This is a genomic window from Mesorhizobium sp. M1169 (genome assembly GCF_040318345.1).
GTDB lineage: Bacteria > Pseudomonadota > Alphaproteobacteria > Rhizobiales > Rhizobiaceae > Mesorhizobium.
The window spans coordinates 124482-144350 of the sequence record NZ_JAMYME010000011.1 but is presented as its reverse complement, the minus strand read 5'-3'; the positions used below and the strand labels follow the sequence as shown (position 1 = coordinate 144350).

Here is a 19869-nt window from a genome sequence, read left to right as displayed (position 1 = left end):
CTATCCCTTTTTCCTGGCCGCCGGTTTTTTGGCCGCAGCCGGTTTCTTCGCAGGCGCGGCCGCTTTGCGGAAGGGCTTCCTGGCACCGTTGCCGCCCTTGGCTTCCTTTTCCGCAATGAGCGCCACCGCATCCTCGATCGTCACCGATTGCGGATCCTTGCCCTTCGGCAGCGTCGCATTGACCTTGCCGAAATTCACATAAGGCCCGTATTTGCCGTCGCGCACGACTATTTTGCCGCCGCCGGCAGGATGCTCGCCTAGTTCCTTGAGCGCAGCGGCTGTGCCGCCATTGCGGCCGCCTTTGCCCTTCAATTGCTTCTCGGCGATCACCGAGACGGCGCGATTGAGGCCGATCGAGAACACGTCCTCGATGCTGTCGAGATTGGCGTAGGTGCCGTCATGCAGCACGAACGGCCCGTAGCGCCCCAGCCCGGCCGAAATCATCTTGCCGGATTCCGGGTGCTTGCCGACGTCGCGCGGCAGCGACAACAAGGCGAGCGCCTTTTCGTGATCGATCGAATCGACCGTCCAGCCCTTGGGCAGGCTGGAGCGCTTGGCATCCTTGCCGTCGCCGCGCTGGATATAGGGGCCGAACCGGCCATTGCGCAGCGTGATCTCCTCGGCGGTATAGGGGTCCTTGCCGAGCACTTTGGTGCCGTCTTCACCACCGCCGTTCTCGCCATTGGGATTGGCGGCGTCGCCGAGCTGGCGGGTGAAGGAGCATTCGGGATAGTTCGAACAGCCGACGAAGGCGCCGAACTTGCCGAGCTTCAGCGACAGGTTGCCGGTACCGCATTTCGGACAGATGCGCGGGTTCGAACCGTCTTCCCGCGCGGGAAAGACCAGCGGCGCCAGTTCCTCGTTCAATGCATCGAGGACGTCGGTGACGCGCAACTCCTTGATGTCGGCGACAGCGCCGGAAAAATCCTTCCAGAAATCGCGCAGCACGTCCTTCCATGCGAGCTTGCCGTCGGAAATCTCATCGAGCTTTTCCTCCAGCGAAGCGGTGAAGTCGTACTCGACATAACGCTCGAAGAAGCTTTCGAGGAAGGCCGACAATAGCCGGCCCTTGGCCTGCGGCACCAGCTTGCGCTTGTCGATGGTGACATAGTCACGATCCTCGAGCGTCTTCAGGATCGCCGTATAAGTCGACGGCCGGCCGATGCCCAACTCTTCCAGCTTCTTGATCAGCGAAGCTTCCGAATAACGCGGCGGCGGCTCGGTGGTGTGCTGGGTGGCGTTGATCGCCTCGCGTGTGAGCTGCTCGCCGGCACGGATCTCGGGCAGGCGGCGGCTTTCCTCGTCTTCCGAATCTTCTTCCTTCTGCTCGATGTAAGCGGCAAGGAAGCCGTCGAAGCGAACAACCGAGCCTACAGCACGAAGCTCGGCGGTGCGCGGGCCGTTGATGGCCTCGACCTCGACCGTGGTGCGCTCTATCTCGGCCGGCTGCATCTGGCTGGCGATGGCGCGTTTCCAGATCATCTCGTAAAGCCGCGCCTGGTCAGCGTCGAGATACTGCCTGACGGAAGCCGGCGTGCGCATGAAATCGGTCGGACGGATCGCTTCGTGCGCCTCCTGGGCATTCTTGGCCTTGGCGGAATAGTAGCGCGGCTTTTCAGGCAGGTATTTAGGGCCGAATTCCTTGGCAATCGCATCGCGCGCGGCAGAGATCGCCTCCGGCGCCATCTGCACGCCGTCGGTTCGCATGTAGGTGATCAGGCCGGTGGTCTCACCGCCGATCTCCATGCCCTCATAGAGCCGCTGAGCCACCTGCATGGTGCGGTTGGCCGAAAAGCCGAGGCCCGATGAGGCTGCCTGCTGCAGCGTCGAGGTGGTGAAGGGCGGCCCGGGATTGCGCTTGGTCGGCTTGGCTTCGACCGACGCCGCCTTGAAGCTGGCGCCTTCGAGCATCGCTTTGATGTCGTCGGCCTGCGCCTTGTTGGAAATGTCGAGCTTTTGCAGCTTCTTGCGCTCGAAGGCGGTCAGCCGCGCCTCGAAATTATCCTTGCGCGGCGTACCGAGAATGGCGGCGACCTGCCAGTATTCCTCGCGGATGAAGCGCTCGATCTCGGATTCGCGGTCGCAGACCAGACGCAGCGCCACCGACTGGACGCGGCCGGCGGAGCGGGCGCCGGGCAGCTTGCGCCACAGCACGGGCGACAGCGTGAAGCCGACCAGATAGTCGAGCGCACGGCGAGCGAGATAGGCATCGACCAGCGGCGCGTCGATCTGGCGCGGATTGGCCATCGCCTCCAGCACGGACGCCTTGGTGATGGCGTTGAAGACGACGCGGCTGACCGGCTTGTCCTTCAACGCGCGCTTTTGCTTCAGCACTTCCAGGACATGCCAGGAGATCGCTTCGCCCTCGCGGTCCGGATCGGTGGCGAGGATCAGCCCGTCGGCGTCCTTGACCGCCTTGGCGATATCGGCGAGACGCTTTCCAGACGCGGTGTCGACGGCCCAGGACATGGCAAAGTCCTCATCCGGACGCACCGAGCCATCCTTGGCCGGCAGATCGCGGACATGGCCGAACGAGGCCAGAACCTTGTAGTTCTTGCCGAGGTACTTGTTGATTGTCTTCGCCTTGGCCGGCGATTCGACGACGACGACGTCCATACGGTCTCATATCAGTTGTGATGCGGCAGAAGAATTCCGCTGCGCGCGACGAAATCTCGTTCAATGTGTCGCTCACATGGCCGCGCTTTTGCATCCGGTCAAGGCCAAGCAGTCAAAATGCGGCCCTGTACCGAATGCGCAACCCAACGGCGCGCCATGCGATTTCCGCAATCCTGGACAAGGGAAATGAGCAGCCTATCGCTGGACAAACCCGGCAATTGATCCTGGAGAACGGGACAAACTCTCCGCGGATATAAGAGAAACATCGAGCACGCGCCAGCCCTGCTTGAACAGATGCTGTGAAGCGCGCAATCGGTAGCCCGGCATTTTGCTCGGACAGTCGCAAGGAAGTACCGTGCTGAAAAGCTGGCCGCCGGGGCGGTTGGGTCGAGTTCCCAGCGACCAGCCGTGTTACCGCCTGTTACAGCCGATTAGAAGCTCAAGGCCTAGTCGGCCTTGGCGATATGCCAGACGCCGCCGAGACCCTCGCCGGTCACGTCGCCGGCCTTCTTGTCCTTGATGAACGTGTAGAGCGGCTTACCTTCGTAGGCCCACATCCTGGTGCCGTCGGTGCGGTCGACGATCGTCCACTCGCCTTCGGCCTTGGCGTTGGCGTCAGCCTTCAGCGGCGGCCAATTGGCGGCGCATTTGTCGTAGCAGGTCGACTTGCCTGCCTCGTCCTTGTCGTAGGTGTAGAGCGTCATGCCGCTGGCGTCGGTGTAGATCTTGGTGCCGCCGACCTCCGCTTCCTTCCACGCCTCGGCAGCGAAGGATGCGGCAGTGCCGAGCAAAAGCGCGGCCATGCCAATTGCGATCGTTTTCATGGACTTCTCCCTGGGTCATTTCGAAAAGCGTGCGGAACAACGCAGTTTCGTTTGATCAACGCTGCCTGGCTGCCCTTTCTTCCCGGGCGGGCGCCGACTTGCTACCCAATGTGATGGGGCCACGCGATGGTGATTGGCGGACGGCTGTTGTCGCGGCTATATGGCTGCGCAGTCATCGGGAGACGGAAATGGCATTGGACGTCGGCTATGTCAGTGCGATCGGGGCGGGAGCAATTTCCTTCCTGTCCCCCTGCGTGCTGCCGCTGGTGCCGCCTTACCTGTGCTATATGGCCGGCGTGTCGGTCGACGATTTCCGCGGCGAGGCCGGCATTACGGCAAAGGCCGGCGCGCGAGGCGCGCTGATTAATTCCTCAATCGCCTTCGTGCTCGGCTTCTCGACCGTCTTCGTCGCGCTCGGCGCCGGCGCCTCGACCATCGGCCATTTGCTGCGAGTCTGGCAGGAGCCGCTGGCAATGGCGGCAGGCGTGCTGATCATCCTGATGGGGCTGAATTTCCTCGGCGTACTGCGCATCCCTTTGCTTTCACGCGAGGCGCGCTTCCAGTCACAAGGCAAGCCGGCCAGCCTGATCGCCGCTTACGTCATGGGCCTGGCCTTCGCCTTTGGCTGGACGCCCTGTATCGGCCCGGTGCTGGGGCCGATCCTGACGCTTGCCGGCGGCCGCGAGACGGTGGGCGAGGGCGCGCTGCTGCTCGCCGCCTATTCGCTCGGCCTCGGTATTCCCTTCCTCGTTGCGGCGCTGTTTTCAGGCGCCTTCATGCGCTTTCTCGGGAAATTCCGCGTCCATCTCGGCCGCGTCGAAAAGGCCATCGGCGCGTTGCTGGTGGTCGCCGGCGTGTTTTTCCTGACCGGCGGCGTGCAGGCGGTGTCCTATTGGTTGCTCGAGAATTTTCCGGTGCTGGGGCAATTGGGATAGGTTTGCCGCCCGACATGGGTCTGTTCAGCCTTCGAAATAGCCCGGCTGGTCGATATCAGCGATCAGCCCGGGTCCGCTCGGCTGCCACCCCAGCAGCGCCTGGGTCCGTTCGCTCGAGGTCGGGACATCCATCGCCGCGAACATAGCGAACCAGCCAAAATGATCGGCGGCTTCTTCCGCGGACTTGGCGACGACCGGCACGTTCAGGCGCCGGCCGATCACGCCGGCGATGTCCTTGAACGGCACGCCTTCTTCGGCGATCGCGTGATATCGCCCGCCATCGGCTCCATGCTCGAGCGCAAGCCGGTAAACGCGGGCGGCATCGAACCGATGCACGGCAGGCCAGCGATTGAGCCCTTCGCCGATATAGGCCGACACGCCCTTCTTGCGAGCGAGGTCGATGAGAATAGGAACAAAAGCGTGGTCGCCTTGGCCATGGACCGACGGAGGAAGGCGCACAACCGACGCGCGCACGCCGCGTGCCGCCAGCGCGGCGGCTGTCGCTTCGGAGGCGCGGGGATACGAAGCGGAAGATGGGACAGGCGCATCTTCCTCGGTCGCGATACGGCCCCGCGCCTGGAGCGCGGTCCCGGAGGTGACGAGCAGGGGCCGCTCGGAGCCTTCGAGTGCACCGCCCAAGGCCTCGATGGCGCGCCGGTCCATCTCGCAATTTTGCGCGAATTTCGAGAAGTCGTGGTTGAAGCCGGTATGGATCACTCCATCAGCTGCCGCTGCGCCCCTGCTGAGGCTTTCGAGGGCTTCGAGGTCACCTCGATGCACCTCGGCTCCGGTGGCTGCAAGCGACTTGGCCGACGCCGCCGAGCGGGCGAGGCCGAGCACCTGATGGCCGGCGCCGATGAGTTCTTGAACGACGGCAGAACCGACGAATCCGGTCGCTCCGGTAACGAAAACACGCATCACGACTTCTCCTTGTTCGTTTCTGGCCACGACCATTTTCGCGGCTCAGTTGTGTCGTGATAGGCGCTTGAGAAAATACGATCTATGCGGTAAAGTCCGTATTATCTTCGCAATCGTCCGGAATGACCTGTGGATCCCCTTTCAGATGTGCTCTCGCTGCTGAAGCCGCGAAACTATATGTCGGCCGGTTTCGATGCTGGTGGTGAATGGTCGATTCCCCGACCAGCAGCAAAGCATCAAGACCGGAGCGGTGGTCTCCGGCCGGTGCTGGCTGTCTGTGGAGGGCGTTGCTGACGCAGTGCGCCTTGAGACGGGAGACTGCTTCCTGCTGCCGAGTGGACGGCCTTTCCGCCTTGCAAGCGACATGAGCTTGACGCCTGTTGAAGCCGTCAAGATTTTTCCGCCTGCGCGAGCCGGCGGTGTCGTGACCCACAATGGCGGTGGTGATTTCTTTCTGGTCAGCAGCCGCTTCGCGCTTGGCGGCAATCATGCCGGCATGCTGTTGCGGATGCTGCCAGCCATTGTGCATATCCGCAAAGAGTCGGACCAGTCGGCGCTGCGCTGGTCTGTGGAGCGGATGATGCAGGAGCTGCGCGAGCCGCAGCCGGGCGGCTTTCTGATGATCCAGCACCTCGCCCACATGATGCTGGTTCAGGCGCTGCGGCTGCATCTTTCGGAAGGATTGAAAGGTGGCATCGGCTGGCTCTTTGCCCTCGCGGACAAACAGATCGGCGCGGCGATCAGCGCCATGCATGACGATCCGGCGCATGGCTGGACGCTACAGGAACTGGCGGAACGGGCCGGCATGTCGCGATCGACCTTTGCGCTCAGATTCAAGGAGACGGTTGGCGCGTCGCCGATGGACTATTTGACGCGCTGGCGAATGCTGCTGGCTGGCGACCGGCTGACGAATTCCAGCGATCCCGTCGCCGTCATAGCGCTTTCGCTCGGCTACGAATCCGAAAGCGCCTTCAGCACAGCCTTCAAGCGGGTCATGAACTGTTCGCCACGGCAATACGGCCGTGGCCGAGCCCCCAGCTTCGCATCACGCAACGAGGCGGAAGCCGCCTGAGCCGATCGGCTTGAGCGTGTCGCGGGTTGGAGGTTCCACCGTCTCACCGGAATTTAACCGCATTGGTGCAGCATGGCGCCGGTGCTACTAACGCTTCGATTCCAGACCCCTTTCAACGGTTGCTGTCCCCATGAGCCAGAGATCCTGCCTGTCCGTCATCCTCGCCGCCGGTGAAGGCACGCGCATGAAGAGTGCAGTGCCGAAAGTGCTGCACACAATCGCGGGCCTGCCGATGGTTGCCCATGTCGTCAAGGCTGCCGAAGCCGCCGGCAGCGGCGAATTGGCGCTGGTGATCGGCCATGGCGCCGATGAGATGCGCAAGGCTGCACTCAAGTTTGCGCCGAAGGCCGAGGCTTTCGTTCAGGAAAAACGTCTCGGCACCGCGCACGCCGTGCTTGCCGCGCGTGCAGCAATATCAAAAGGTTATGACGATATCTTGGTGATGTTTGGCGACACGCCGTTGATCGATCCGGAAGCGCTCGCGGCGGCGAGGCTGAAGCTGGCGGAAGGTGCGGCCGTCGTCGTGGTCGGCTTCCGTACGGAAAATCCTTCGGGCTACGGCCGGCTTATCGAAAAGGCCGGCAAGCTCGTGGCCATCCGCGAGGAGAAGGACTGCTCGGACGAGGAGAAAAAGATCACCTTCTGCAATGGCGGGCTGATGGCGGTCGCCGGTAGGCACGCGCTGAAGCTGCTCGATCAAGTCGGCAGCAAGAACGCCAAGGGCGAGTATTATCTCACCGACATCGTCGAGATCGCCGCTGCGCAGGGACTTGATGTCGTCGCCACCGAAGCCAGTTTCGAGAACGCGCTCGGCATCAACAACCGTGCCGAGCTTGCCCAGGCGGAAGGTATCTGGCAGCAGCGCCGGCGGCGCGAGGCGATGCTTTCTGGCGTTACGCTGATCGCGCCCGAAACTGTGTTCTTCTCGCACGACACCGAGATCGGCGCCGATACGGTCGTCGAACCCAATGTCTGGTTCGGGCCGGGCGTGAAAATCGCGACGGGGGCCAAGATCCATGCCTTCAGCCATATCGAAGGCGCCACCATCGCGTCGAATTGCGATGTCGGGCCGTTCGCGCGGCTGCGGCCCGGGGCCGATCTGAGAACCAAGGCCAAGGTCGGCAATTTCTGCGAGGTCAAGCAGGCGATCGTCGAGGAGGGCGCGAAGGTCAACCATCTGACCTATATCGGCGATGCCCGCATCGGTGCCGGCGCCAATATCGGCGCCGGCACCATCACCTGCAATTATGACGGCTATTCGAAATTCTTCACCGATATCGGCGAGGGCGCCTTCATAGGCTCGAACTCCTCGCTGGTGGCGCCGGTGTCCATCGGCAAGGGCGGCTACATCGCCTCGGGCAGCGTCATTACCGAAAGCGTACCCGACGATGCGCTGGCTTTCGGCCGCGCCCGCCAGCGGACTCTACCCGGCAAGGGCAAGGAGTTGCGAGAGCGTTTTTCTCAGGCCGCGGCGGCCCGCAAAAAAGGGTAGACTAGCGGAACTCGGCGACAAGCTGGATTTCGCCAACGATTGCATCGTTGAAGGCCGACAGGTCTTCGGCCGGAATCCAGTATTCCAGATGCGCCCGGCTGCCGGCATGCTGGACGCTGTAACGGTCCAGAAAGCTGCGACTCACCTCGAAACGCGTCACGAAACCTGATCCGCTCGCGGGCACGTTCCAGTCTCGGGCGATCTGGGTGGCATAGGCCTCGCTGGTAACCGGATAGAAGATCGGCTGATCGGCAAGTCGAGGAGGAAAGGCGCGCATCCCTGCCCTCTGGATCAACTCCAGTTCGCGGGGACCAACCGGACGCCAAAGCGTCACCGTGTCAATTCGTTCGTTCATAGCCGCATCATGTCTTTGACTGATTTCTGGAGCCGTTGAGCCGAGATAGGATACATAAGCGGAGAAACTGAGCAATTGCAGTAACCGGATTGCAAGTGCGCCCTGTCATGGTGCATCTGTGCAGGATAGTCCGGCTGATACCGGACGAAATGGAATGTGATTTTTCGCGACAGCCCGGCAGTCTCTAAATAGCGCCGGGTTTGAGGTCGGAATCGGGGGCAAGCGCCATGTGCGGTATCGTTGGAATTGTCGGTGACTCGCCGGTCGCGCCGCTTATCGTCGATGCGCTGAAAAGGCTCGAATATCGCGGCTATGACTCGGCCGGCGTCGCCACGATCGAGCACGGCAGGCTTGACCGCCGCCGCGCCGAGGGCAAGCTGGTCAATCTCGAGCGCCTGCTGAAGGACGAACCGCTCGACGGCATGATCGGCATCGGCCACACGCGCTGGGCCACGCATGGCGTTCCGAACGAGAGTAATGCGCATCCGCATTTTTCCGACGGCGTCGCCATCGTCCATAACGGCATCATCGAGAATTTCGCCGAATTGCGCGACGAGCTGATGCGCGACGGCTACAGCTTCACCTCGCAGACCGATACCGAAGTCGTCGCGCATCTGGTGGCGCGCGAACTGGCCAGGGGGCTGAAGCCGGTTGAGGCGGCGCACAAGGCGCTGAAGCGGCTGGAAGGCGCCTTTGCGCTCGCCATCATGTTCAAGGGCGACGAGGATCTGATCGTCGGCGCGCGCAATGGCCCGCCGCTCGCGGTCGGTCATGGCGACGGCCAGATGTTCCTTGGCTCCGACGCCATTGCGCTTGCCCCTTTCACCAATTCGATCACCTATCTGGAAGACGGCGACTGGGCGGTGGTGCGCCGCAACGAGGTCGATATCTTCGACATGGGCGGCAACAAGGTCGACCGCAAACGCCAACAGTCGCTCAGCACGAGCTTCATGGTCGACAAAGGCAACCGCCGCCATTTCATGGAAAAGGAAATCCATGAGCAGCCGGAAGTGATCTCGCACACGCTGGCGCATTATGTTGATTTCATCAGCGGCGTCTCGAAGCCGCTCGACCTGCCGTTCGATTTCGCCAAGATCGACCGGCTGGCGATCTCGGCCTGCGGCACCGCCTATCTCGCCGGGCTGATCAGCAAATACTGGTTCGAGCGCTATGCGCGGCTGCCGGTCGACATCGATGTCGCTTCGGAGTTCCGCTATCGCGAGATGCCGCTGTCGAAGAACGATGCCGCTTTCTTCATCTCGCAATCGGGTGAGACCGCCGACACGCTGGCGTCGCTGCGCTACTGCCGCAAGGCCGGCATGAAGATCGGCGCGGTCGTCAATGTGCGCGAATCGACCATGGCGCGCGAATCCGACGTCATCCTGCCGACGTTGGCCGGCCCGGAGATCGGCGTCGCTTCGACCAAGGCGTTCACCTGCCAGCTTTCCGTGCTGGCCTCGCTGGCGGTGCGGGCGGGCGTGGCGCGCGGAACGATTTCGCAGGAGCAGGAGAAAACGCTGATACGCGAGCTGTCGGAAGCGCCGCGTTATGCGAACCAGGTGCTAAAGCTCGACGGGCAGATCGAAAAGGTCGCGCGCGACCTCTCGCACTACAAGAATGTGCTTTATCTCGGCCGCGACACCAATTTTCCGCTGGCCCTGGAAGGCGCGCTGAAGCTCAAGGAAATTTCCTATATCCACGCCGAAGGCTATGCCGCCGGCGAGTTGAAACACGGCCCGATCGCGCTGATCGACGAGAACATGCCCGTCATCGTCATCGCCCCGCATGACCGTATCTTCGAAAAGACCGTCTCGAACATGCAGGAGGTGGCGGCGCGCGGCGGCAAGATCATCCTGATCACCGACAGCAAGGGCGCCGCGCACGCCACGGTGAAGACGATGGAGACGATCGTTTTGCCGGACGTGCCGGAAATCATCTCGCCGATCATCTACGCACTGCCGATCCAGATGCTCGCCTATTTCACCGCCGTGTTCATGGGCACGGATGTCGACCAGCCGCGCAATCTGGCGAAATCGGTAACGGTGGAATGATCGGTTCCAAACGGCTACCGATAGGGTCCAAGTTGATCGTTTCGTTCAAAGGCAAAGCGGTGGAAGCGGTTGCCGAGGGGAAGGCACCGAAAGGTTTTCCACCGGATCTGGTTGCCCGTGGCGAACGTCGTCTTCGAGCGATCGAAAACGCCGGACAATTGAACGATCGCCACCCGGAAATCGCCTTGAAGCCCTGAAGGGAGCAGAGCTGGGCAGCATTCAATTCGTATCAACGACCAATGCCTGCTTCAAATGGACCAACGCTGGCGCCGAAGAGGTGGAGATCGTCGACTACCATTGAGCGGGCACTTGCCCTAAACCCTTGAGGTCTCTGAACCATGCTCAAGTTCGTACGTCCAATTCACCCCGGAGAGTTCCTGCGCGAGGAATATCTCGTCCCGCTCGGTATGAGTGCCGGTGCGCTGGCGAAGAAGCTCAATCTTCCTCGTACCCGTATCGAACGCATTGCCAAGGAAGAGATCGGCCTGACTCCTGATACCGCGCGTCGCTTCGCCAGGCTCTTCAACACCACGCCGGAATTCTGGATGAATTTTCAGCAGGCTTATGAACTTGAAACCGAGGCGAAGAAACTCGCACCGGAGCTCGAGAAGATCGAACCGCTGGAAGCCGCGGCATAGTTGATCTTTTAAAAACTTCGCCATTCCAAAGCGCCTTGGGGTTCAGTAGTGTCGCGCTGCAAACACACGCTGCGGTGAACCATGTCGGATGCTCTCAAGACCTCAGGCATGACCCGGCTGAGAAACTATTTCCTGACCGGCTTCGTCGTTTGCGCGCCGCTGGCGATTACCGCCTACATTGCCTGGTCGCTGATCGGTTGGGTCGATTCCTGGGTGAAACCCTACATTCCGGTACGCTACAATCCGGACACCTACCTGCCGTTTCCAGTGCCGGGTTTTGGGCTGATCGTTGCCTTGATCCTCATCACCTTCATCGGCTTTATGACCGCCAATATCGTTGGCCGCGCCATCGTCAATTTCGGCGAGCGCCTGCTTGGCCGCATGCCGCTGGTGCGCGGCATCTACCGTTCGCTGAAGCAGATTTTCGAGACCGTGCTGTCGAACAAGGGCGACATGTTCCGCCAGGTCGGGTTGGTCGAATATCCGCGCAAAGGGGTCTGGTCGCTGGTCTTCGTCGCCAGCGGGAAGGAAACCGAGATCAACCAGAAGCTCGACCGGGAAGGCGATCCGCTGATTGCCGTATTCATGCCATGTACGCCCAACCCGACGACGGGCTTTCTGATGTATGTGCCGAAATCCGACATTGTGCTGCTCGACATGACAATCGAGGACGGAGCCAAGCTGATCGTGTCGGCCGGCCTGGTGGCGCCGGCGGTCAAAATGGTGACGGTGAATGGCGAGCAGATCCACGGCGCGCTTGCCAATCCGCCGCTCGACACGATGCCTCAGCCGGCACGCAGGAGCCGCACGGCCTCGTCGCGGCCGAACAGATAGAGCAACAGGCGCAGCGCCGTGCCGCGTTCGGACTGCAATTCCGGATCGCGCGACAGGATCAGCCGCGCATCGTCGCGAGCGGCCTCGAGCAGGTCGGCATGCGCCTCGATGCGCGCCACCTGGAAGCCCGGCGTGCCGGACTGGCGGGTGCCGAGCAACTCGCCTTCGCCGCGCAGCTTCAGATCCTCTTCGGCGATACGGAAGCCGTCCTCGGTCTCGCGCATTACCGACAAACGGCGTTTTGCCGTCTCGCCGAGCGGATCCTTGTAGAGCAGCACGCACGATGAAGGCTTGTCGCCACGCCCGACCCGGCCGCGCAATTGGTGCAGTTGGGCGAGGCCAAAACGCTCGGCATGCTCGATGACCATGATCGTCGCGTCCGGCACATCGACGCCGACCTCGATGACGGTGGTGGCGATCAGGATACGGGTGTCGCCCTGCTTGAAGGCGCGCATCGCCTCGTCCTTGTCGGCGCCTTTCATGCGACCATGCACCAGGCCGACGCGGTCGCCGAACAGCGGCTTCAGCGAGGCAAAACGGTCCTCGGCCGACATCAGCTTGATCTCCTCGGATTCCTCGACCAGCGGACAGATCCAGTAGATTTTCTGGCCATCGGCGACGGCGTCGAGCATGCGTCCGATCAGTTCGTCGAGCCGTTCAAGCGGCAAGGTGACGGTGCGGATCGGCTGGCGGCCGGCCGGCTTTTCCGTCAGCTTCGACACATCCATGTCGCCGAATGCAGTCAGCACCAGCGTCCGCGGTATCGGCGTTGCTGTCATCACCAGCATGTCGGGCGCATCGCCCTTGGCGGTAATGGCAAGGCGCTGATGGACGCCGAAACGGTGCTGCTCGTCGACGACGGCGAACACGAGGTCACTGAACGTCACCGTTTCCTGGAACAGCGCATGGGTGCCGACGACGATGTCGATGTCACCATTGGCCAGCCCGGTCAGCGTGTCGGCACGCTCGCGGCCCTTTTCGCGACCTGTGAGGACGGCGACACGCAGGCCGGCCCGTTCCGCCAACGGCGCAATTGTTGCCAGATGCTGGCGCGCCAGGATTTCGGTCGGCGCCATCAATGCCGCCTGGCCGCCGGCCTCGACGGCACGCGCCATGGCAAGCAGCGCGACCACCGTCTTGCCGGAGCCGACATCGCCCTGCAAAAGGCGCAGCATGCGTTCGGGGTCACCGAGATCGGCGTTGATTTCGGCAAGCGCCATTTCCTGCGACATGGTCAGCGAATAGGGGAGTGCCACGCGCAGTTGTTCGACTATGCGGCCGTCGCCGACCAATGGCCGGCCAGATAATCGGCGGACCTTGGCCCGCACCAGCGCCAGCGATACCTGGCCGGCCAAGAACTCGTCATAGGCAAGGCGCCGCCACGCTGCGCCGTCGACGGAGACGTCGATCGGGTCGGCAGGATTGTGGATGCGGTTGAGCGCATCGCTGAAAGCAGGAAAGGCATGGCGGCGCCGGAACTCACCGTCCTGCCATTCGGGTAGCACCGGCAGGCGGGCCAGCGCCTGGCCGATGGCCCGGCGCAGCACCTTGCCCGAGAGCCCGGCGGTCAGCGGATAGACCGGCTCGACCAGCGGCAGGTTTTCCGCGTCACCGGCAAGTGCGATATGGTCGGGGTGAACCATGGTCGGGCGGCCGTTGAACCATTCCATGCGGCCGGAGACGACGACATGCTCGCCTACGGGCATTGCTTTTTCGAGATAGGCGGCATGGGCATGGAAGAAGGTCAGCGCGATCTCGCCGGTGTCGTCATGGGCGTAGACCCGGTACGGGACCGACCTGTTGCCGCGTGGCGGCGGCTGGTGGCGGTCGATGCGGACGTCGAGCGTAACGATGGCGCCTTCCGCCGAGCCGGCGATGCCAGGCCGGTTGCGGCGGTCGATGACAGTATGCGGCAGCACGAACAAGAGATCCCCGGCGCGCGCGGCCCGGTCGCCGAGGTCGGCTGCTACGACTTTTTCGATCAGGGCGCCAACTTTTGGCCCGACCCCGGCAAGCGAGGTGATCGGGACAAACAGCGGATCGAGGAGGGAGGGACGCATGATGTCATGCTTATGTTGCGGCGACTGTCGCGCAAGGCTGACACCGCCTTCTATCCACGCTATATGCGCCGCCTGGGCAAGGATATTGCAAGATGACCGGAACGAAACGATCAAGCGAGGGCCTCGATGCCCGCCGCCGCAAGCTTCTGTTTCGTTCGTGGCACCGCGGCATGCGCGAGATGGACCTTATACTCGGCAGCTTCGCCGATGCCGAGATCGGCGCCTTGACCGGCGACGAAATCGACCAATATGAGAGGCTCCTCGACATTCCCGACACCGAATTCCTGCCTCTCGTCACTGGCGAACGCCCGGTTCCGGCGGATATCGACTGTACCGTCCTGCAAAAAATCCTGGCTTCGCGCCGGGAGATGACCTTCTGAACAACGTGTAGCCATGAGCCTTATCCCTACGATCGGTCTGCCGAAAGGCCGCGCCGGCCAGTTCATCGTCGATGGCGTCGCCGACGGCTACGAAGCCTTTGCGCTGGTGCAGGCTGCGCACGAGATCGCCCCTGACAAGCCGGTGCTGTTCGTGGCGCGCGACGGCCAGCGCCTGCCGGCGATCGTCGAGGCGCTTGCCTTTGCCGCGCCGGGCCTGCCGGTGCTGGAACTGCCGGCCTGGGACTGCCTGCCTTACGACCGCGTCTCGCCCGGCGCCGACGCCGCCGCAAGGCGGCTCGATGCGCTGGCAGCGATGATCGCGCTGGCGAAGAAGCCGCACCGCGCCGTCATTCTCACCACCGCGAATGCCTTGCTTCAACGCATTCCGCCGGCGGAACTCGTCGAGGCGCAGACCTTTCACGCCAAGCCCGGCAACCAGATCGACATGAACGCGCTGGTGTCACGGCTGGAGACTTCCGGCTTCGAGCGGGTGCCGACGGTGCGCGGCATCGGCGAATTTGCGGTGCGCGGCGGCATTCTCGATCTCTTCGCGCCCGGCTGGACGGAGGCACTGCGCCTCGATTTCTTCGGCGATACGCTGGAATCGATCCGCGTCTTCGACACCGCAACCCAGCGCACCATCGGCCAACGCAAATCGATGGCGCTGCAGGCGATGAGCGAGGTGGCGCTGACGCCGGAAACCATCAGCCGCTTCCGCCGCGCCTACATCGAAGCCTTTGGCGCGCCCTCCCGCGACGATGGGCTCTATGCGGCGGTCAGCGAGGGCAGGCGGTTTGCCGGCATGGAGCACTGGCTGCCGTTCTTCTATGAGCGGCTGGAAACCGTGTTCGATTACCTGCCGGATGCGCCCGTGGTGTTTGATCATCTGGCGCATGAGGCACTGGCCGAGCGCCACACTCTGATCCTCGATCATTACGAGGCGCGAAAAAAACAGGCCGACGGCGCCTTGAAGGATGCCGTGCCCTACAAGCCGGTGTCGCCGGATCAGCTTTATCTGTCGCCCGAGAACCTGATTGCCTCGCTTGGTCCGCGCGAAGCGATCGACTTCACCTCCTTCGACGCGCCCGATGCCGGTGCGAAAAAGGTGTTCCATGCCGGCTCGCGCCATGGCCGCAGCTTCGTCGAGGAACGCGCCGACCCTAACGCCAACGTCTTCGACGTCGTCGTCAAACACATTTCCGACGAGCGCGCTACACGCCGCCGTGTCGTCGTCGCCGGCTGGACTGAAGGTTCGCTCGACCGGCTCGGCCAGATCCTGGTCGAGCATCACCTTGGCAATCTGGAGCCGGTGGCGACGCTTGCCGAAGCCGAAAGGCTTGAGCCAGGGCAGGCGGCCCTGGCCGTGCTGCCGCTCGAATCCGGCTTCGAGACCGAGAAACTGGTCGTCGTCGCAGAGCAGGACATTCTCGGCGACCGGCTGATCCGGCGCTCGAAGCGCAAGAAGCGCGCGTCCGACGTCATCGCCGAGGCTTCGGCATTGTCTTCAGGCGATATCGTCGTGCATGCCGACCATGGCATTGGCCGCTTCATCGGGCTGCGCACCATCGAGGCGGTCGGTGCGCCGCACGATTGCCTTGAAATCCACTATGCCGGCGACGATCGGCTGTTCTTGCCGGTGGAAAACATCGAGCTGCTGTCGCGCTATGGCTCGGATTCGGCCGAGGCGACGCTCGACAAGCTTGGCGGCGGCGCCTGGCAATCGCGCAAGGCACGGCTGAAGAAACGTCTGCTCGACATGGCCGGGGAGCTGATCCGCATCGCCGCCGAGCGACAAATGCGGGCCGCACCGGCGCTGGTGCCGGCGGAAGGCCTCTATGGCGAGTTTGCGGCGCGTTTCCCCTATGAAGAAACCGACGACCAGCAAACGGCAATCGATTCGGTCATGGGTGATCTGGGCGCTGGAAAGCCGATGGATCGGCTGATCTGCGGCGATGTCGGCTTCGGCAAGACCGAAGTCGCGCTTCGTGCCGCCTTCATCGCGGCGATGGAAGGCTTTCAGGTCGCGGTGGTGGTGCCGACGACATTGTTGTCGCGCCAGCATTTCAAGACCTTCTCGCAGCGCTTCTCCGGCCTGCCGATCCGCGTCGCCCAGGCCTCGCGGCTGGTCGGCGCCAAGGAACTGGCCGAGACCAAGAAGGGCGTCGCCGAAGGCCAAGTCGACATTGTCATCGGCACGCACGCACTGCTCGGCTCCTCGATCTCGTTCAAGAATCTCGGCCTGCTGATCATCGACGAGGAGCAGCATTTCGGCGTCAAGCACAAGGAGCGGCTGAAGGATCTCAAGACCGACGTCCACGTTCTGACGCTGTCGGCGACGCCGATCCCGCGAACGCTTCAGCTTGCCTTGACCGGGGTGCGTGAGCTGTCGCTGATCGCCACGCCGCCGGTCGATCGCATGGCCGTGCGTACCTTCATCTCCCCTTTCGATCCGCTGGTCATCCGCGAGACGCTGCTGCGCGAGCGCTACCGTGGCGGCCATTCCTTCTACGTCGTACCGCGTATCAGCGATCTCACGGAAATCCATGATTTCCTGCGCGAATCCGTGCCTGAGCTGAAAGTGGCGGTGGCCCACGGCCAGATGCCGCCCGGCGAGCTCGACGATATCATGAATGCCTTTTATGACGGCCAGTACGATGTGCTTTTGTCGACCACCATCGTCGAATCCGGCCTCGATATACCGACCGCCAATACGCTGATCGTACACCGCGCCGACATGTTCGGCCTGTCTCAGCTCTATCAGTTGCGTGGCCGCGTCGGCCGTTCGAAGGTGCGCGCCTATGCGCTGTTCACTCTGCCCGCCAACCGCAAGCTAACCGATACAGCCGAGCGTCGGCTGAAAGTGCTGCAATCGCTCGATACGCTAGGCGCCGGTTTCCAGCTGGCCAGCCACGACCTCGACATCCGCGGCGCCGGCAATCTGCTTGGCGAAGAGCAGTCGGGCCACATCAAGGAGGTCGGCTTCGAGCTCTACCAGCAGATGCTGGAGGAGGCGGTGGCCGAAGTGAAGGATTCCGGCGAGGTGCAGGACGGCGGCTGGTCGCCGCAGATCGCCGTCGGCACGGCGGTGATGATCCCGGAAAGCTACGTCCCGGATCTGCAGCTCAGGCTGGCGCTCTATCGCCGTCTTGGCGATCTCGAAAATACGGAAGAGATCGATGCTTTCGGCGCCGAGCTGATCGACCGGTTCGGACCGTTGCCGGAAGAGGTAAAGCATCTGTTGAAGATCGTCTTCATCAAGGCGCTTTGCCGCAAGGCCAACGTGGAGAAGCTCGACGCCGGGCCGAAAGGTGTCGTCGTCCATTTCCGCAAGCGGGAATTCCCCAATCCGGTCGGGCTGGTCAAGCTCATCGGCGAACAGGGCTCGCTGGCCAAGATCCGACCCGACCAGAGCGTCGTCTTCAGCCGTGACTGGGCGACGCCCGAGAAGCGGCTGGCTGGCTCAGCGGTTGTCATGACGCAGCTGGCGCGGCTGGTGGAGAAGGCGGCGTAGCAGCGCGTGGCTGGTGCTCTGGGCACAGCCGCATCGGCACTTTCGCAGTGCCGTGCTCATTCGCCACGCGACCACTTCCGGTCTAGAATAGGAAATCGGCTTCGTGTATGGAGCCGCGACCCCATATGGGGCGGATTGGCGGGCGATGGCGTCCGTGTGAAAGAGCGTTAGGTGCTTCGATGACGAAATGGTCGCCGAATTCGTGGAGAGCCAAGCCGATCCAGCAGGTTCCTGCCTATCCGGATCTTGCCGCGCTGAGGAACACGGAAGCCCAGCTTGCCACGTTTCCGCCGTTGGTTTTTGCAGGTGAGGCACGCAAGCTGAAGAAGCAGCTTGCAGCCGTCGCTGCCGGTGACGCATTCCTTCTGCAGGGCGGCGATTGCGCCGAGAGCTTCGCCGAGCATGGCGCCGACAATATCCGCGACTTCTTCCGGGTCTTCCTGCAGATGTCGGTGGTGCTGACCTTCGCCGGCGCCCAGCCGGTGGTGAAGGTCGGCCGTGTCGCCGGCCAGTTCGCCAAGCCGCGCTCGTCCGACAATGAGACCAAGGGCGGTGTGACGCTGCCGAGCTATCGCGGCGACATCATCAATGGCATCGAGTTCGACGCCAAGTCGCGCATTCCAGATCCGGCAAGACAGGAGATGGCGTACCGCCAGTCGGCGGCGACGCTCAACCTGTTGCGTGCCTTCGCCCAGGGCGGCTACGCCAGCCTGGAGAACGTGCATCAATGGATGCTCGGCTTCGTGTCCGACAGCCCGCAGGGCGAGAAATACGAGTCGCTCGCCAACCGCATCACCGAGACGATGGACTTCATGAAGGCCGTCGGCATCACCTCGGAGACCAATTACGCGCTGCGCGAGACGGATTTCTACACCAGCCACGAAGCGTTGCTGCTCGGCTACGAGGAGGCGCTGACCCGCGTCGATTCGACCTCCGGCGACTGGTACGCCACCTCTGGCCACATGATCTGGATCGGTGATCGCACGCGCCAACCCGACCATGCGCATGTCGAATATTGCCGCGGCATCAAGAACCCGCTCGGGCTGAAATGCGGTCCGTCGCTGACGCCGGATGGCCTGTTGCAGCTCATCGACCTGCTCAATCCGGAGAACGAGCCCGGCCGGCTGACGCTGATCGCCCGCTTCGGCTCCGACAAGGTTGCCGACCATCTGCCCAAACTGGTGCGCGCGGTGCAGAAGGAAGGCCGCAGCGTGGTGTGGTCGTCCGACCCAATGCACGGCAATACGATCGAGGCCGCCGGCTACAAGACACGGCCGTTCGACCGCATCCTGAAGGAAGTGCAGACCTTCTTCGAGGTGCACCGCGCCGAAGGCACGCATCCGGGCGGCATCCACATCGAGATGACCGGCAAAAACGTCACCGAGTGCACCGGTGGTGCCCGCGCCATCACCGCCGAAGAACTGCAGGACCGCTACCACACCCATTGCGATCCGCGCCTCAATGCCGATCAGGCGATCGAGCTGGCGTTCCTGGTGTCCGATCTGCTCAAGAAGAGCCATCCGGTCCAGCACAAGCAGGCCGTTAACGGCTGATATGATCTGAACTTTGATGTCGTTGAAGAAGCGCCGGGCGAAAACCGGCGCTTTTTGTATTCAATCCCGCCGGTGTCGCATTTGCTCGTGCCTAACGCGCGCAAAACTGGAATCCTGCCAGGCGATGGCAATTGCATCGGGAGGCCGACATGGCTGACAGTCACACCGGATCATGCTTGTGCGGGGCAGTGCGGTTCAAGACACGAGGACCGCTACGCGGTGTCATCTACTGCCATTGCTCGCAGTGCCGGAAGCAGAGCGGGCATTTTTATGCGGCGACCAACGTTGCCGACCGCGACATTACAATCGCCGGCGCGGAGAGCATCACCTGGTACGAGGCCTCTTCGTTCGCCAGGCGCGGCTTCTGCAAGACATGCGGCTCTCTATTGTTCTGGAAGCCGAGCGATGACGGCTATGTTTCGGTGATGGCAGGGCTGTTCGACGCGCCAACCAGGCTCCAAGGCGAATGTCATATCTTCGTCGGCGACAAGGGCGATTATTACGCCATCGATGACGGGCTGCCGCAGTTCGAGAAGTCGACGCCGTCGATCAAGGTGGCAGACGGCTGATTCTTTGCAGAGGCCGCCTTATTCCCTTGGTCCAGCCATTGCGCTATCCCCTGCCGGTGAT

14 protein-coding genes and 2 pseudogenes are annotated in these 19869 nt (G+C 62.7%); 11 read left to right on the top strand and 5 right to left on the bottom strand.

The genetic code is table 11. The features are described 5' to 3' along the window. Both topA and NKH41_RS14170 read right to left on the bottom strand, forming a co-directional pair. Entirely contained in the window at positions 1-2616 is a 2616-nt protein-coding gene (gene topA / locus NKH41_RS14175; RefSeq protein ID WP_352471768.1) for a type I DNA topoisomerase, read from the bottom strand. Positions 2617-3062: 446 nt separating this feature from the next. Further along, the gene (locus tag NKH41_RS14170) at positions 3063-3440 is read right to left on the bottom strand and encodes a COG4315 family predicted lipoprotein (protein WP_352770292.1); all 378 of its coding nucleotides are present in this window, start codon (positions 3438-3440) and stop codon (positions 3063-3065) included. A 188-nt stretch (positions 3441-3628) separates the two neighbouring features. Here NKH41_RS14170 and NKH41_RS14165 point away from each other — a divergent pair, with 188 nt between their 5' ends. Next, a complete protein-coding gene (locus NKH41_RS14165) occupies positions 3629-4375 on the top strand; it encodes a cytochrome c biogenesis CcdA family protein (protein ID WP_352471765.1) in 747 nt (248 codons plus the stop codon). A 24-nt stretch (positions 4376-4399) separates the two neighbouring features. Here NKH41_RS14165 and NKH41_RS14160 read toward each other — a convergent pair whose 3' ends face one another. Beyond that, complete coding sequence (locus NKH41_RS14160) at positions 4400-5293, bottom strand: SDR family oxidoreductase (protein WP_352766709.1); 894 nt, start codon at positions 5291-5293, stop codon at positions 4400-4402. Between the two features lie 129 nt (positions 5294-5422). Here NKH41_RS14160 and NKH41_RS14155 point away from each other — a divergent pair. Both NKH41_RS14155 and glmU read left to right on the top strand, forming a co-directional pair. Further along, positions 5423-6365 (top strand): annotated as a pseudogene (locus NKH41_RS14155) (AraC family transcriptional regulator). Positions 6366-6495: 130 nt separating this feature from the next. Next, positions 6496-7857, top strand: coding sequence for a bifunctional UDP-N-acetylglucosamine diphosphorylase/glucosamine-1-phosphate N-acetyltransferase GlmU (gene glmU, locus NKH41_RS14150; RefSeq protein WP_352770295.1), 1362 nt, complete (start codon positions 6496-6498; stop codon positions 7855-7857). 1 nt (position 7858) lies between these two features. Here glmU and NKH41_RS14145 read toward each other — a convergent pair whose 3' ends face one another. Beyond that, a complete protein-coding gene (locus NKH41_RS14145) occupies positions 7859-8212 on the bottom strand; it encodes an ADP-ribosylation/crystallin J1 (RefSeq protein ID WP_352502466.1) in 354 nt (117 codons plus the stop codon). A 227-nt stretch (positions 8213-8439) separates the two neighbouring features. Between NKH41_RS14145 and glmS the strand changes: the two genes are divergently transcribed. From glmS to NKH41_RS14125, 4 genes and pseudogenes are all read left to right on the top strand, one after another. Continuing rightward, a complete protein-coding gene (gene glmS / locus NKH41_RS14140) occupies positions 8440-10263 on the top strand; it encodes a glutamine--fructose-6-phosphate transaminase (isomerizing) (protein ID WP_352770298.1) in 1824 nt (607 codons plus the stop codon). Between the two features lie 32 nt (positions 10264-10295). Then, positions 10296-10564 (top strand): annotated as a pseudogene (locus tag NKH41_RS14135) (type II toxin-antitoxin system RelE/ParE family toxin). Between the two features lie 37 nt (positions 10565-10601). After that, positions 10602-10901, top strand: a complete 300-nt coding sequence (locus NKH41_RS14130; RefSeq protein WP_352770300.1) for a HigA family addiction module antitoxin — start codon at positions 10602-10604, stop codon at positions 10899-10901. Positions 10902-10982: 81 nt separating this feature from the next. Further along, a complete protein-coding gene (locus tag NKH41_RS14125) occupies positions 10983-11735 on the top strand; it encodes a DUF502 domain-containing protein (protein ID WP_352770303.1) in 753 nt (250 codons plus the stop codon). Here NKH41_RS14125 and recG read toward each other — a convergent pair. Then, positions 11687-13795: an ATP-dependent DNA helicase RecG gene (recG, locus tag NKH41_RS14120; RefSeq protein ID WP_352770306.1), complete on the bottom strand. Its 2109-nt coding sequence runs from the start codon at positions 13793-13795 to the stop codon at positions 11687-11689. The two genes, NKH41_RS14125 and recG, sit on opposite strands and share 49 nt — an antisense overlap. A gap of 92 nt (positions 13796-13887) precedes the next feature. On the opposite strand from recG, the gene NKH41_RS14115 reads away from it, so the two are divergent. The 4 genes from NKH41_RS14115 to NKH41_RS14100 all read left to right on the top strand — a co-directional run bounded on the left by NKH41_RS14115 (position 13888) and on the right by NKH41_RS14100 (position 19808). Then, positions 13888-14175, top strand: a complete 288-nt coding sequence (locus tag NKH41_RS14115) for an FAD assembly factor SdhE (RefSeq protein WP_352471754.1) — start codon at positions 13888-13890, stop codon at positions 14173-14175. Between the two features lie 13 nt (positions 14176-14188). Continuing rightward, positions 14189-17686 carry a transcription-repair coupling factor gene (gene mfd / locus NKH41_RS14110; RefSeq protein ID WP_352770309.1) on the top strand — a complete coding sequence of 1166 codons (3498 nt, stop codon included), beginning with the start codon at positions 14189-14191 and terminating at the stop codon, positions 17684-17686. Between the two features lie 179 nt (positions 17687-17865). Beyond that, positions 17866-19239 carry a class II 3-deoxy-7-phosphoheptulonate synthase gene (locus NKH41_RS14105; protein WP_254820158.1) on the top strand — a complete coding sequence of 458 codons (1374 nt, stop codon included), beginning with the start codon at positions 17866-17868 and terminating at the stop codon, positions 19237-19239. A gap of 149 nt (positions 19240-19388) precedes the next feature. Further along, positions 19389-19808 carry a GFA family protein gene (locus tag NKH41_RS14100; RefSeq protein ID WP_352770313.1) on the top strand — a complete coding sequence of 140 codons (420 nt, stop codon included), beginning with the start codon at positions 19389-19391 and terminating at the stop codon, positions 19806-19808. Positions 19809-19869: the final 61 nt, after the last annotated feature.